Source organism: Rhizobium sp. PK7-22 (assembly GCF_056530405.1).
The window spans coordinates 550,245-565,460 of the sequence record NZ_CP096514.1; the positions used below are offsets into that span (position 1 = coordinate 550,245).

7 protein-coding genes are annotated in these 15,216 nt (G+C 64.9%); 4 read left to right on the forward strand and 3 right to left on the reverse strand.

The window, feature by feature from the left end; translation table 11 throughout:
* Positions 1-9 precede the first annotated feature (9 nt).
* The 3 genes from M1E10_RS07440 to M1E10_RS07450 are packed head-to-tail and all read left to right on the forward strand — an operon-like array spanning position 10 to position 2,640.
* Positions 10-933 carry an ABC transporter permease subunit gene (locus M1E10_RS07440; protein ID WP_499175729.1) on the forward strand — a complete coding sequence of 308 codons (924 nt, stop codon included), beginning with the start codon at positions 10-12 and terminating at the stop codon, positions 931-933.
* A gap of 1 nt (position 934) precedes the next feature.
* Positions 935-1,789, forward strand: a complete 855-nt coding sequence (locus M1E10_RS07445; RefSeq protein WP_499175730.1) for an ABC transporter ATP-binding protein — start codon at positions 935-937, stop codon at positions 1,787-1,789.
* Complete coding sequence (locus M1E10_RS07450) at positions 1,786-2,640, forward strand: P-loop NTPase family protein (RefSeq protein WP_499175731.1); 855 nt, start codon at positions 1,786-1,788, stop codon at positions 2,638-2,640. The genes M1E10_RS07445 and M1E10_RS07450 overlap by 4 nt, the downstream gene beginning before the upstream one ends.
* A gap of 2 nt (positions 2,641-2,642) precedes the next feature.
* On the opposite strand, the gene pbpC is transcribed toward M1E10_RS07450, so the two are convergent.
* From pbpC to ggt, 3 genes are all read right to left on the reverse strand, one after another.
* On the reverse strand, positions 2,643-4,676 hold the full coding sequence (gene pbpC, locus M1E10_RS07455; RefSeq protein ID WP_499177115.1) for a penicillin-binding protein 1C: 2,034 nt from the start codon (positions 4,674-4,676) through the stop codon (positions 2,643-2,645).
* A gap of 52 nt (positions 4,677-4,728) precedes the next feature.
* Positions 4,729-10,167: an alpha-2-macroglobulin family protein gene (locus M1E10_RS07460; RefSeq protein WP_499175733.1), complete on the reverse strand. Its 5,439-nt coding sequence runs from the start codon at positions 10,165-10,167 to the stop codon at positions 4,729-4,731.
* 158 nt (positions 10,168-10,325) lie between these two features.
* Positions 10,326-11,918 carry a gamma-glutamyltransferase family protein gene (gene ggt, locus M1E10_RS07465; protein WP_499175734.1) on the reverse strand — a complete coding sequence of 531 codons (1,593 nt, stop codon included), beginning with the start codon at positions 11,916-11,918 and terminating at the stop codon, positions 10,326-10,328.
* Positions 11,919-12,617: 699 nt separating this feature from the next.
* Between ggt and secD the strand changes: the two genes are divergently transcribed.
* Positions 12,618-15,161 carry a protein translocase subunit SecD/SecF gene (gene secD / locus M1E10_RS07470; RefSeq protein WP_499175735.1) on the forward strand — a complete coding sequence of 848 codons (2,544 nt, stop codon included), beginning with the start codon at positions 12,618-12,620 and terminating at the stop codon, positions 15,159-15,161.
* The last annotated feature ends 55 nt before the right edge of the window (positions 15,162-15,216 follow it).

The window sequence follows — 15,216 nt, forward strand, 5'->3', positions numbered from 1 at the left end:
GATCATCCCATGGCCGATACTATTCCTGATATCGACAACTCCCCGGAAGTCCTCTCGAGCGCGGCGCTGCGCCGCCGGATGCTCAAGGATTTCTGGTTCTACTTCTCCGAAAACCGCGGTGCCGTGATCGGGCTCTACGTCTTTGTGGCGCTTGTGCTGACAGCCATCTTTGCGCCGCTGATCGCGCCGCATTCGCCGTTCGAACAATACCGCGACGCCGTTCTGATGCCGCCGGTCTGGATGGAAGGCGGCAGCTTCACCTATCTGCTCGGCACCGATCCGGTGGGCCGCGACATCCTCTCGCGGCTGATCTACGGGTCGCAGTATTCTCTGTTCATCGGCGTCTTCGTGACCACCCTCTCGCTGACCAGCGGCATCCTCATCGGCGTCATCGCCGGCTACTATCGCGGCTGGATCGACACGGTCATCATGCGGCTGATGGACATCATCCTGGCCTTCCCGTCGCTGCTGCTGGCCCTGGTGCTCGTTGCTATCCTCGGACCGGGCCTGATCAACGGCATGATCGCCATTGCGCTTGTCTTGCAGCCGCACTTCGTGCGCCTGACCCGCGCGGCAGTGATGACGGAGAAGTCTCGCGACTATGTGACGGCCTCGCGCCTTGCCGGCGCCGGCCCGCTGCGGCTGATGTTCAAGACGATCCTGCCCAACTGCACGGCGCCGCTGATCGTCCAGGCAACACTCTCCTTCTCGAACGCAATCCTGGATGCGGCAGCGCTCGGCTTTCTCGGCATGGGCGCCCAGCCGCCGGCGCCGGAATGGGGCACCATGCTCGCCGAAGCCCGCGAGTTCATCCTGCGCGCCTGGTGGGTCGTTACCTTCCCGGGCCTCGCGATCCTGATCACCGTCCTTGCCATCAACCTGATGGGTGACGGCCTGCGCGACGCGCTCGACCCCAAGCTGAAGAGGTCCTGACATGGCGCTTCTCCAAATCGATAACCTGACGGTTGAATTCCAGACGTCCGCCGGCTGGTTCCGCGCCGTGGACGGCGTCTCCGTCTCCGTCAATTCCGGTGAAGTTCTTTCGATCGTCGGCGAATCCGGCTCCGGCAAATCCGTTGCCATGCTGGCCGTCATGGGCCTTCTGCCCTGGACGGCGAAGATCACTGCCGACCGCATGCTCTTCGAAGGCCGTGATATCCAGAACATCAGTGCCGCGGAACGCCGCAAGCTGATCGGCAAGGATATCGCGATGATCTTCCAGGAGCCCGTCGCCAGCCTCAACCCGTGCTTTACGGTCGGCTTCCAGATCGAGGAGGTGCTGCGCATCCACCTCGGTCTCGACAAGCAGGCCCGCCGGGCGCGCGCCATCGAACTGTTCAAGCAGGTTGGCCTGCCCAACCCGGAAGAACGGCTCAACCACTTCCCGCACCAGATGTCCGGCGGCCAGTGTCAGCGCGTCATGATCGCCATCGCGATCGCCTGCGATCCCAAGCTCCTCATCGCCGACGAGCCCACGACCGCGCTCGACGTGACCATCCAGAAGCAGATCCTCGATCTCCTGATGGCGCTCCAGGCCAAGAACGGCATGGGCCTCATCATGATCACCCACGACATGGGCGTCGTTGCCGAAACTGCCGACCGCGTGATCGTGCAGTACAAGGGCCGCAAGATGGAGGAAGCCGACGTGCTGACCCTCTTCGAAAATCCGAAGAGCAATTACACCAAGGCCCTGCTTGCGGCGTTGCCCGAAAATGCCACCGGCGATCGTCTGACGACGGTCTCCGACTTCTTCGATGGCATGCCCGAACCAGCGGAAACACGCCTATGACCAACCACGACCCGAACAACATCATGCTTGAGGTCCGCGACATCCGGCGCGATTACGAGCTGCCGGGCGGCCTGTTCAAGCCCAAGAAGATCATCCATGCCGTGAAGGGCGTCTCCTTCGCGCTGGAGCGCGGCAAGACGCTTGCAATCGTCGGCGAATCCGGCTGCGGAAAGTCGACGCTCGCCCGCATGCTGACCTTCATCGACGAGCCGACCGGTGGTGATCTCATCATCGACGGTAAGAAGACCGACACGCGCCCCGGCCATCTCACCAAGGAGATGCGCCAGAAGGTCCAGATCGTCTTCCAGAACCCCTATGGATCTCTCAATCCGCGCCAGAAGATCGGCGACGTGCTGGGCGAGCCCCTGTTGATCAACACCGACATGTCGTCTGCGGAGCGTCGCGATCGCGCCAACGAGATGCTGATCAAGGTCGGCCTCGGTCCAGAACACTTCAACCGCTACCCGCACATGTTCTCCGGCGGTCAGCGCCAGCGCATCGCGATCGCCCGTGCCCTGATGCTGAACCCGAAGCTTCTGGTGCTCGATGAGCCAGTCTCCGCGCTCGACCTCTCGGTCCAGGCACAGGTCCTGAACCTTTTGGCCGACCTGCAGGACGAGTTCGGGCTGACCTATGTCTTCATCAGCCACGATCTCTCCGTTGTGCGCTACATCGCCGACGAGGTGATGGTCATGTACTTCGGGGAGGCTGTGGAGCACGGTACCCGCGACGAGGTCTTTTCGGACCCCAAGCACGAGTATACGCGCACGCTCTTTGCCGCGACGCCGCGGGCGGATCTTGAGTCCATCCGCGCCCGTGTGGCCAACAAGAAGGCGGCCAGCGCCGCCTGAGGTCACTCGACGAAGATCCTGACGCTGGCGGCACGGCCGTCGGCGTCGATCACCGTCAGCGTCGTATGCCCCGCCCCGTCCGGCAGCCATTCGCTCGAACGACGACGGGATAGGGCCTTCAGAGGCTCTCCATTGGCCAGCCAGCGGAACGGTGCCCGCCCGCCCTGCAGCTTCAGCACCAGCGGCATCGCTTCGCCACCATTGCCTGCGCCAAGATCAACTCTTGCTCCTTCGGGAGGATAGACAATCTGTGGCGCCGGCTCGCGTCGGGACGCAGAAATCAGCCCGTTGGCGCTTGTTGAAAAGCGCCTCTGGCTCATCGGCAGATCGGATTGCGGAAGACGAATGGCTCCGGCAGGCGGATTTGGCAATGCGACCGGCACCACGCCCGACCGCGCGAAGGCTTCAAACAGGATGGGAGCAGCCGTCTGATAGCCGGAGATGCCCGGCACCGCGCCGTTGTCGGGTCGGCCCACCCAGACCCCCAGCACATGCTGGCCGTCGAAGCCGATCGACCAGGCATCGCGGTAGCCGTAACTGGTGCCCGTCTTGTAGGCGATGCCGAGCCGACGGCTGCCCTGCGGCGGCAAGACGTCAGAGAGGATGTCGACCACGTTCCAGACGGCCGGCGGCTCGAAAAGCGGCTCGCCGCCGATTGCACCGGGCTGCTCCTCGATCCCATTACCGAGTCGAACCGGCTGTCCGCGGTTGGCCAGCGCCGCATAGGCCTGAACCAGATCCTTGAGCGACATGCCCACCCCCCCCAGACCGATGGCGAGGCCCGGCGCCTCATGGGTCGGCAGGACAGGGTGCACCTCCGCCCGCCTCAGCCGAACCATCAGCAGCGACGGCCCCACCGCATCGAGCAGTCGCACCGCCGGCACGTTGAGCGACAGCTGCAGCGCCTCGCGAACGCTCACGTCGCCCTGATAGCTCATGTCGAAGTTCTTGGGTCGGTAACCGAAGAAGTTCGCAGGCCGATCCTCGATGATCGTCTCCTGCGAGACGAGCCCCTGCTCCAGGGCCAGCCCGTAAATAAAAGGCTTCAGCGTCGACCCCGGCGAGCGGTTGACCCGCGTCATGTCGATCCACCCCGACCGGCTCGCATCGAAATATCCCGCCGAGCCAACTTCCGCGACAATGTCCCCGGTCGAGGCATCGGCCATGACCATCGCCAGTGACACCCTGGGGTCCAACGTCTCCGCGACCTCGCGCGCCACCTGCTCCAGGGACCGCTGAACGGTGATTTTGAGCGTCGTCCGATGCACCGGAGCGCCGGGCTGCATCCGCATGGCGGCTTCGGCCACATGGGCGGCATAGGCCGGCAACTGTTGCCGACCGCGGAGCACGGGCTCACCGGCCGCCCGCTCGGCTTCGCCGTGACCCGTGACGGCGGCCACGGCCGGCCGCGAGAGAACGCGATCGCGCGCCGCTTCCGCGGCGCCGGCATGCCGGTCCGGTCGGCGAGCTTCGGGCGATTGCGGCAAGGCGACGAGGAGTGCCGCTTCCGCCACCGTTAGCCGCCGCGGCTCCTTGCCGAAGTAGGCCAGACTTGCCGCCCGCACGCCTTCGAGATTGCCCCCATAGGGCGCATGCGTCAGGTAGAGCTCCAGAATCTGCTGCTTGCTCATGCGCCGCTCGATCTGGATCGCCCGGATCGACTGCAGCAGCTTGGCGGACAAGGAGCGCGCCGGGCGCGGCTCGATCAGCCGCGCCACCTGCATCGACAGCGTGGAAGCGCCCGAGACGACGCGACCATGGCCGACAAGTTGCACAGCAGCCCTGCCGATCGCCAGAAGGTCCACGCCGGAATGCTGGAAGAACCGCTGGTCCTCGTAAGCGACCAGCATGTCGACAAGCCTCGGATCGACATCGCCGAGGTTGGTCTTCAGGCGCCAGCGACCCTCCCGCGTCGCAAAGGCGCGCAGCAACTGCCCGTCCGTGTCCACCACTTCGCTGGAGACGAGCGCCGCCGTCTCCAGCGGCGGCGGATAGGCCCGGTCGGCGGCATCGAGCCCCGCGGCCAACCCGACCATCAGGACGAGAGCCGAAAACAGGCCGAGGAAAATCGTGTGCCTGGGCTTCATCTCACGGCGCCGCCACGACCTCCATGCGTCCGGCCGCCGTCGTTGCAAAGAGCTGCGGCCGATACATGTCTTCCACCTGCGCCGCCGGGTGATCATACACCCCCGGCGCCACCGCCCTCACCACATAGGCGAGAGAAATCTCGCGGTTGTCGCCGGTATTCCGGTTGAAGGCCGCGACGAAGCGGTCGTTGCGGAACTCCGTATGCGCCGGCTCCACCTCCCCCACCCAATCGAAGTTTTCAAGCTGGGCACTGTTGACGAGGCTGGGGTTGTCGATTTCGAAACCCGCCGGCAGCAGGTCCTGCACCAGGATCCGCGAGGGCCAGTCGTTCGTCTCGTTGATCGTTAGGACCACCACATAGCGATCGTTCTGGCGGGCTTCCGCCACATTCGCCGGCTCCCCGTCCAGCGTGTAGTAGCTGCGATCGATGGTGAAGCCGTCACCTCCGGCGGCAAGCGGCAGCACCGGCGAGGCGACGGTGGTGATGGCGGCCGACAGGGGATCGGTGCTTCGGTTCGTCACCGTCAGCGGATGATCGAGCACCGCCGCCCCCGCCATCCGCGTCATCAGGCTGCCGCGGTGCTCTGCCCCGTTGACGTCCAGACGCAGATCGTCGTCGCCGCCTTGAAGGGCATTGGCCGCTAGCAGCATCCAGGTCTGCTCCTGCGTGCTGGTATAGGCTTTCTGCCGCCATTCCTCGGCAACGATTTCAGCGAGCGCCGGCACGATCGGCGGCACCGGCCGGCTTTCGGCGGCAAGCGCCAGCACCGCCGCCCCATCCCGAAGCGCCGATCCGTAATCGGAGCGGGCAAGGCTTACCTGCTGGACCTGAGATTGCTCTGCCATGCCGAGAGCGTCGACGAAGAGGCGCCTCGACCGCTGCCCGTCGCCATAGAGCGACAGCGCCGCCGCAAGATGAGCCTTGGCAAGCGGTGTGGGAAATTCGTCCAGCAGCGTATCGGCATAGTAGCGCAGATCGCTGATCGCCGCCTTGCGATTGCGGGCGAGCACATAGAGCGCATAGGCCATCTCGCTGCCCTGGTCGCGGACGTTGGTGGTATAGGCAAGCGTGTTCTGCAGGTTGTCCAGCGCCTGCACCAGGGGAGGTTCAGGCACGTCGTAGCCTTGTTCGCGGGCACGCGACAGGAAGTCGGTGACATAGGCGTCGAGCCAGAGGTCGCCGCCGCCGGGGCCCCAGAGACCGAAGCTGCCGGAGGAGGACTGGTTCGACAGGATCCGCCGCACCGCCTCCTGGACGCGGGTCTTCACCTCCGCATCGTCCGCCAGCCCGTTCTGGACCGCAAGCTGGCTGAGATAGAGCAGCGGCAGCGCCCGGCTCGTGGTCTGCTCCGTGCAGCCATAGGGGTACCGGTCGAGGCTCATCAGCAGCGCTGGAATGTCGAAAGCATTCGAGCGGCTGACGTTCACGCTGACGGACGCATCCCGCAGGATGCTGTCGGCCAGCAGGTCGCCGCTGACGGTCAGGCTGCTGCCGGGCGAGAGCGCCACGACCCGCCGCTCCGTTCGGGGCAGTGTCGCCGGCCGGACCGGGATGTTGAGTACCTGCTCCAGCGAAAGGCCGGAGGCATTTTCCAGGAGGACGGTGACCTGGCCGTTCCCCGGTTCCACGCCCGCCAGCGGAACGTTGACGTCCAGCTTGCCGCCGGAAACCAGATCGATCGTCTGCGCCGCATCCGGCCCGAGCGCGATGGAATCGTTGCTGAGGACGGTAAGATCATACGAACCGGCGGGTGCATCGGTATTGGCGATGTCGATCCGCAACCGGCTCTCGTCCCCCGGCGCCAGGAAGCGCGGCAGGCTGGCCGTCACGACGATTGGATCGCGGATCACCACGTCCTTTACCGCATGGCCGACGCCGGACTTCGACCAGGCAACCGCCATCAGCCGCGCAGTTCCGTTGAACTGCGGAATGTCGAAGGAGATCGTCGCTTTGCCGGCATCATCGAGCCGCACGGGGCCGGAGAAGAAGGCGACCAGTCTCTCTGTCGGCGGACTGCCTTCGATCGCCATGCTGCCACCGTCGCCGCCGGTGCGGATGCGGCCTGCGGCGCCAAGCGACCCGTCGATCAGGCGTCCGTAGAGATCACGGATCTCGAGGCCGAGGCGGCGCTGGCCGAAGTACCAGTCGTCGGGCGCCGGCGGCTCGTAACGCGTCAGGTTGAGTATGCCGACGTCGACGGCCGCAAGGGTGACATACGCCTCCTCACCAACACCGGCGCCGACGAGGTTTATAGAGATGTCGAGCGGCTGGCGCGGCAGGGTCTGCTCTGGCGCCTCGATGGCAATCTCGAGATCGCGATCTGCCGGATCGACCTTGAGCCAGGTGATGCCGATCGCCCGCATGGGCATCCGGCTGTCCTGCGCCTCGCCCGGTCGGTAGAGCGTAGCCGTGACATAGGAACCGGCACCCCAATCTGCGGTCACCGGAATCTCCACCTCGCCGCCTTCAGCTCCAAGGCTTGCCGTCTCGACGGAGATCAAGGCCTCCGCGCCGGCCGCCACCATCAGTTCGCCGGCATAGCGTGAGGAGATCTTCAGCTTCGCGGTCTCGCCGACCGCATAGCTCGGCTTGTCCAGGGCGATCTCCAGGGCATCCGGCGTTTCCGTGGAGCTTGCCGTCACGAACCAGCCGGCGTCGAATTCGACGCTGGTGGCGGGTCCGCCCGGATCATCGCTCTCGATCTCCAGCCGATAGCGTCCCCATGTAACGGGTGCGGAAACGGTCGCTCCCTCCGCTGAAACGGCAAGCACGCCATCCGCCACCTGGCTGGTGCGGGTAACCGGCTCAAACCGCCAGGCACTCCCCTCCCTGTACCACTGGTAGTCCTGTTCGACCTTCAGCAGCGTCCAGGATAAATCGGTAAGACCTGTCTTCTGTCCGTCCGGATCGACGGCAATCACGTCGAAGGTGGCCATGGCGTTTTCCGGCAGATCGCCGGAGAACTGCGGCCTGATGCCGATCCGGGTCGCCTCTGCCTTGACCGGCAGCGTCAATGTCCGCTCAACGGCGCGACCGCCTGCCTCGCGCATGCGCACCACGATATTGGCGGCAAGCAGCTGCGTCGTCGACGGAAACTCGTCGACCGAAACCTCCAGCACGGCCTGTCCATCTTCATCGAGGTCTGCCAGGTCCTGCAGCGGGATGCGGACGGCCTCGCTGGCCTCCTCGTCAGTCAGCCCAAACTGATATCCGGGGAACGCCGTCGCCTCTCGATCCGGTTTCAGGACCACCTCGCCTTCCAGCGAAAGACCCGCAGCCGGCGCGCCGTAGAGATAGTGGCCGTCGATCGTGACCGGCAGCGTGACCCCCGGCTCGATCTTGTCGCCTGCAGCTGAAATGTCGAACTCGATGCGATCGGGAACGAAGTCGTCGACCAGGAAGCTATGCTGCCCGATGGCCGAGCCCTTGGGATCGGTGAACACCTGCATCGTCCAGGTGCCGCGCATGGCGGTTTCCAACAGCGGCAGCTCGAGCGCATGACCGCCGAGCGCACCGTTGTCCACGATACGCCTGTCCTCGACGCCATCCGGCCGGAGGAACACGAAGGTCAGCGGCAGGTTCTCGATCGCCTCCGCCTCTGTGTCGCGCGCCAGCACCGAGGCGTGGACCGTCTCGCCCGGCCGGTAGATGCCGCGCTCCGTCCAGGCCATCACGTCGATGGCACCGGGCGCTGGCCGTCCGGTGACGCCACGGTCGGAAAGGTCGAAGCCGGCACGGGTCATGTCGAGAAAGACGTAATCCTCGTCGCCGTTCCTGGCGGTGATCATCGCCGGAGCCATCGCTGCGGTTCCGCGGATCAGGCCGGCGGTAAACACCGCCCGTCCGTCTTCGTCCGTCGTGGCGGTGCCGAGGATCTCGTTGTTCCTGGCGAGCAGCTGCAGCTCGATGGCGGCAAGCGGCTTGGCGGAGCCGAGCGACCGGACGAAGACGTTCAGACCATCGGTGCCGGCGAAGGTCGACAGTCCGAGGTCGGACACGACGAACCATTGCGTCGCCTTGCTGTCCCATTCCCGATTGGCACCGGTGGAAGCGACCGCCGTCAGCACGTAGACGCCGGGCTTGCGCGACGGCAACGCCTCGTCGACCGGGAAGCTGGTGACCACCTCCTTGTTGAGATCCTGGACAATGTCGATCGAGCCCTGCCAGACCAGTTCGCCGCTCTCATCTTCGATCCGCGAGGCACTGTAGCCGTCCATCTGCGTCAGGAACTGAGAGCTTGTCAGCAGCGAAACGACATTGCGGTCGCCGACCCGGTAGAGCTTGAGGTCGGCCTTGTCGGTGTTGACGGATACGATCGGAAGGCCGCGCCTGGCCGTCGACGGCAGCACGAAGGCGTCGCCGGTGAAGCGCGCCATCGGCTGGCGGTCCTTGACGTAGAGGTCGAGATCAACCTGCGCCTCCAGGTTCTCCTCGACGGAGGACGGCAGTCCCCGCCGCAGCGAGAGCTTCAGCCGCTGGCCATGGGTCAGCCCTTCCAGGCAGATCTGATTGTCCGTTGCCTCGATCGCTGCCGGTGCCTGCCCGTCGACGACCACGAAGGGCGTATAGTCGACGGATTTCACCAGCGGCTCGGAAAACTGGACGCAGGCCCGGGGGTTTGCGCTGTCGGAATCGATCGTGTTGCCCACGACACGGAAGCCCTGGCGTTGATGAAGGTCGGCATAGGCCGCCTGGACTGTGCCGGCGCTGACGAGCGCCAGGCTCTGCTTGTAGGCCGTCAGGGCTGCCCGGTAGTTCGCCTGCGCTTCGAGAGCCGCCGCCAGCACGGCCAGCGCGTCGGCCCGCGTCCCCGCCGTGCGGCTGAGCTGGTAACCGTTGATGCCGGCAATCACGGCCTCGCTTGCCAGGTCGGGATTGTCCGCCGCCGATCCCGCAGCCCGTGAGAGCTCAACCCAGAGAGCACCATCCTCCGGGTCGAGCGAAAGCGCACCACGGTAGTTGTAGACGGCATTGTCCACGTTGCCGGCCAGAAGCTCGCCCTGAGCGATCGTCTTCAGCTCCTCGCCGCCGTAGCCCTGCTGATTGTCGCCGAGTTCCAGCCCGTCCTTCTGCGCAACGGCCTGCTGCAGCAGATCGTCGGACAGGAAGGAGAGGCGAGGTGCGGCACCGAGGTCCGGCTCGTTGGCCGTATCGACGACCTTGCCTGCAACGGCGCCCGGGAAGCTCATGATCTGGTTGAAGTCGGACTTCAGGAAACACCACTGCGCCTTGGTGTTGTAGGTGAAGGCCCTGCAGGCCTTGTCGCCGATGCAGGCAGCCTCGCACTGGTCCTGCGACACGCTCTGCACTGTCCGGAGGTCAAAGCCGAAGTAGTCGGCATCCGGCGTCGTCTCGATGCGCCGTTCGGCAGCGATCGAAAGGAAGCTGAATGCGCAGAAGACAAGAAGAGAAAGGCTGAAGATTACGCGCTTAGACATCATGTCCCCCCGGAACGCAGTCGCCGTGACGGCACTCTTCTGCTTTGGCAGACGGAAGTCAACGCGCGATATGAGGGCGCGTTCGCCTGACCGGAGAGCGAACGCGGAGCAAGATCTCGCGGGCCTTTGCCGGTCGTCCTTCAGCGGTGGTTTGAGGCTCAGATCCCCAGCGCCAGACCATCCTTGCGTGTGTCGGATCCACCCAGAAGCACGCCCCTTTCCCAGTCGATCCAGATCGCCTGGGCACCGCCCATGGCCGAGTCCGGCGTCCGCAGCTCGAACCCGCGCCGGGCGAGCTCCGCACCGATGCTGCCGCGAAGACGGCCCTCGATGTCGACCTGGTTGGTGCCCGGCAGCGGAAACAACCGCGGCAGCTCGATGGCCGTCTGCAGGTCGAGCCCGTAGTCGAAGATCTTCGACAGGAAGTGCGCATGCCCCATGGCCTGGTAATGCCCGCCCATGACGCCGAAAGGCATCACGGCACGACCGTTCTGCGTCACCATGCCTGGGATGATCGTATGCATCGGCCGCTTGCCCGGCGCGATCGCGTTCGGGTGCTTCGCATCGAGCGAAAAACTCTGGCCGCGATTGTGGAAGAGAACCCCGCTCTTCGGCGCCATGATGCCACTTCCATAGGGCGAGAAGATCGAGTTAATGAAACTGACGGCATTGCGGTCGCTGTCGACCACGCAGATGTAGACGGTGTCCGTATGAGCCACGTCGTCGAAGCGCGGCAGTGTTTCGATTGCCCTGTCGAGCCGGATCTGACCCGCGAGCTTGCGCGCCAGCTCGTCCGAGAGAAGGGCCTCGACCGGCACCGGTCCCATGCGCGGATCGGCCAGCAGCTCCTGCCGCGCGGCATAGGCGAGCCGCGTCGCCTCCACCTCCACATGCAGGCGGTCGACATCGAGCGGATCACCCGAGCCCGGAAAGTGCGACAGGATGTTGAGGATCATCAGCGCAATGACGCCCTGCCCGTTCGGCGGGCACTCGTGAACGTCGTATCCGCGAAAACGCGTCTTGATCGTGTCGACGTATTCGCCCTCGGCCCCGCTGAAATCCTCCAGCGTATGCACCCCTCCGTCCGCCTGAAGCCGCACCACCATGTCCTCGGCGATCGGGCCGCGGTAGAAGGCATCGCGCCCGTCCCGACCGATCGCCTCCAGCGTATCCGCCAGCCGCGGCTGGTACTGGATCGTGCCGGCTGCCGGCGGCTTGCCGTCAAACAAGAAGGTCGCTCGTGTCGTCGGGTCCCGTTCCACCGTGGTTAGCTGCGCCGCCAGATCATGCGCCACCCGTGGCGACAGGACGTAGCCGTTCCGCGCCAGGTCGATCGCCGGCGCCAGAACCTCCGCCATGGGCAGCCGCCCGTGATCGGCGACCAGCCGCGTCCAGGCATCGACGGCACCCGGAACGGTCACCGCATGCGGCGATGTGCGTTCAAGCGTCATGACGCCTTTCGAAGCAAGGATCTCCGCAGAGACCGCAGCCGGCGCCCGACCGGAACCATTGTAGGCCAGGATGTTGTCGCTCCCCCCGAGGGAAAGAAGCGCGAAACAGTCTCCGCCGACCCCCGTGGATCCGGCCTCCACGACACATTGAACGGCACAGGCGGCCACCGCCGCATCGATGGCATTGCCGCCATGGCGCAGGATGTCGACCGCAGCAAGCGTCGAAGCCGAATGAGAGGTGGCAGCCATTCCGGAACGGCCGACGGCAAGCGACCGGCCTGGCAGCGAAAAATCTCTCATCGTGTTCGTCTCCCTGGGATAACCGGCGGAAATGCCGTCGGTATACTTGTGACAAGCAACGCGCCCGGTCAACAGAGCCGTGATCGCTCCCACCGCCGATCGCAAAACGACCATCCCAAGGAACATTGACCCCCCGGGAGGTCTCCAGTAGAACGCGGCATTCTGCCTCGGCGAGACTGAGGCTCGCACGCTCGGAGTTGCAGCGGATGGCGCTAATCCCGCCGACATCGCGGGTATTCGATCAGCATTGCAGATCCTCACGGGATTGCTGGCTGTCGCTGGCGCTTGGCCTGTTCCTCATGGCCTTTCTCGGGCTGTTCGTGGACACAGTCAAGGAGGTTCGCCTCAGGGGCGGCGCCGTTGCGACACAGAACTCCTCCGATGTCCCGCATCTCTCCAAACGCGATCCTGCGCGTCTGATATCCGCTGAGGCGCGACGGGATGGGACAGCCTCGACACCTCTGGACAGTGCCGGTGGCATTCTGCCCTTTACGGCGATGTCGCTGTGCACCTGTTGCGGCAGGCCGATCCGAGGCGCCTGGTGCGCCAGCCGCGGCCCTTCCGGCGCAATCTCGGCCGGGTTTCAGCCCCGGGCGCCACCCGCACAGCCTGACGCGATAGCCGTATAAAACGGCCGTACCGCATTTGAATTCAGTGCCCTTGCCGCGATGCGCCGAAGGGCTCAGCAGGAACAGATTTATGAGAAATTCCCCCTGGGTGGTGGCGAGCTACGCCTTCATCGTCTTCCTAGGCATCCTGATTGCCTTGCCGAACGTGCTTCCGCAGTCGACGCTCGACCGGATGCCGTCCTGGCTTCCTCATAGCCGCGTTTCGCTCGGTCTCGACCTTCGCGGCGGTTCCCACCTCGTCCTGGAAGTAGACCGCGCCGATCTCGTCAACGAGAGGCTGCAGAACCTTCTCCAGGACAGCCGGCAGGTCTTGCGCGACAACGGCATCGAGCCCTCGGGTATCCGGCGCAGCGGCGATATCATCACGGTGACCTTGCGCGATCCGGCGCAGCGGGACGAAGCGGTGACCCAGCTCGAGACGCTGGCCAACCCGGTCGGCCTCGGTACCAGCGTCGGCCAGTCCGACCTGGACGTCGAGACCCCCGGTCCCAACGTCATTACGCTCGCCTACACCGAGGCCGGCATCACCTCCCACGGGAGCGCTGCCGTCGAGCAGAGCCTCGAGATCATCCGGCAGCGCGTGGACCAGGTGGGCGTCGCCGAACCCACCATTCAGCGCGTCGGTTCGGATCGGGTTCTCGTCCAGCTTCCGGGCGAGCAGGATCCCTCGCGCCTACGCCAGCTTCTCGGTTCCACCGCCAAGATGAGCTTTCACCTGCTTGGTAACGGTCCGAACGAACCGGGCGTCACGATGCTCTCCGACGAAGAGGGCAACTCTTATCCCGTGATGGACCGGGTGGAATTGTCCGGCGACCGGCTGACGGACGCCCGCGCGGCCTTCGATTCGCAGACCAACGAACCCGTCGTCAACTTCCGCTTCGATACGGCCGGCGCCAACCGCTTCGCCCAGATTACCCAGGCGAACGTCGGACGGCCCTTCGCCATCGTCCTCGACGACAAGGTCCTGAGCGCACCGGTCATCCGGCAGCCGATCACCGGCGGTTCCGGACAGATCTCCGGCGGCTTCTCCGTCGAGGAGGCAAATACGCTGTCGGCCCTGCTGCGTGCGGGCGCCCTACCGGCAAAGCTGACCGTCATCGAGGAACGCACCGTCGGCGCCGACCTTGGTTCCGACGCCATCGAGATGGGCATCTTCACCGGCTTCATCGGCTTCCTGCTGGTGGTCGGCTTTCTGGTTCTGCTCTACGGCGGATGGGGCGTGATCGCCAATATCGCGCTGTTCATCAACATCATCCTGACGTTTGCAGCCCTGACCATGCTCGGGGCAACCCTGACATTGCCCGGTATCGCGGGTATCGTGCTCGGCATTGGTATCGCCGTGGACGCCAACGTGCTGATCAACGAGCGCATCAAGGAGGAGAGCCGGAAGGGGCGCAGCGCCTTTGCTGCCATCGACGCCGGTTTCCAACGCGCCTATTCCACCATTGTTGACAGCAACGTCACGACCCTCATCGCAACGGTCCTGCTCTTCTGGTTCGGCTCCGGACCGGTGCGCGGCTTTGCCGTCACCATGGGTCTCGGCATCGTCATCTCGATGTTCACTGCCGTGGCCATCGTGCGCGTAGCCATGGTATGGACCACCAGCCGCATGAAGCTGAAGAAGATCGACATCAAGCCTCTCCTGCCGATCAAGCTCGTTCCCGACGGGACGCAAATCCGCTTCATGAAGGCTCGTTTCTTCGGCATCGGCGTATCGCTCTTCCTGTCGACTGCCTCGGTCATCCTGTTCTTCACGCCCGGTCTGAACTACGGCGTCGATTTCAGGGGTGGCATCCAGATGGAAGTGGTGACGGAAGGCCCGGCTGACCTTGCCGCCTTCCGCAGCCAGCTCGACGAGCTCGATCTGGGTGATGTGGCCCTCCAGGAATTCGGCAGCCCTAACCACCTGCTCGTGCGCGTCGAGCGCCAGCAGGGCGGCGAGGAGGCGCAGACCGAAGCCGTCCAGCGCCTGCGTACCGCCGTGGTGCAGATCGACCCGACGGCGGAAGTGGAACGCACCGAGGTGGTCGGACCCAAGGTCAGCGGCGAACTGGCAACCGCCGGCATCCTGTCCGTCGTGCTCGCGTCGCTCGCCATGCTGATCTACATCTGGGTCCGGTTCGAATGGCCGTTCGCCGTCGGTGCCATTGCAACCCTTGTCCTCGACGTGACGAAGACGATCGGCTTCTTCGCCATCACCGGCCTCGACTTCAACCTGACGGCCATTGCCGCGGTGCTGACCCTGGTCGGCTATTCGGTGAACGACAAGGTCGTGGTCTACGACCGCATGCGTGAAAACATGCGGCTCTACAAGAAGATGCCGCTACGGGAGCTGATCGACCGATCGATTAACGAGACGCTTGCCCGAAGCCTCTACACATCCGCGACCACCTTCCTTGCCATGCTGCCCATGGCGATCTGGGGCGGCAGCGCCGTGTCGAGCTTCGCCATCCCGATGGTCTTCGGCATTCTCATCGCGACCTCCTCCTCCGTGTTCATCGCTGCACCGATCCTGCTCTTCCTCGGCGACTGGCGCACGCGTCGTGCCAAGGAAGCCGCGACTGTATCCGGCGAGACCGCGACGGAGGAACGCGACGAGTTCCGTCAGGCCTGAGGCAGACGATCATTGGACATCAGAAGGGGCGGTTGATCCGCCCCTTCTTTTTGGA

Excerpts from the sequence above, each read along its gene's own strand:
- M1E10_RS07460 (WP_499175733.1), bottom strand. The coding sequence starts at position 10,167 with ATGTCTAAGCGCGTAATCTTCAGCCTTTCTCTTCTTGTCTTCTGCGCA.
- M1E10_RS07450 (WP_499175731.1), top strand. The coding sequence starts at position 1,786 with ATGACCAACCACGACCCGAACAACATCATGCTTGAGGTCCGCGACATC.
- M1E10_RS07445 (WP_499175730.1), top strand. The coding sequence starts at position 935 with ATGGCGCTTCTCCAAATCGATAACCTGACGGTTGAATTCCAGACGTCC.
- pbpC (WP_499177115.1), bottom strand. The coding sequence starts at position 4,676 with ATGGTCGGGTTGGCCGCGGGGCTCGATGCCGCCGACCGGGCCTATCCG.
- M1E10_RS07440 (WP_499175729.1), top strand. The coding sequence starts at position 10 with ATGGCCGATACTATTCCTGATATCGACAACTCCCCGGAAGTCCTCTCG.
- secD (WP_499175735.1), top strand. The coding sequence starts at position 12,618 with ATGAGAAATTCCCCCTGGGTGGTGGCGAGCTACGCCTTCATCGTCTTC.
- ggt (WP_499175734.1), bottom strand. The coding sequence starts at position 11,918 with ATGAGAGATTTTTCGCTGCCAGGCCGGTCGCTTGCCGTCGGCCGTTCC.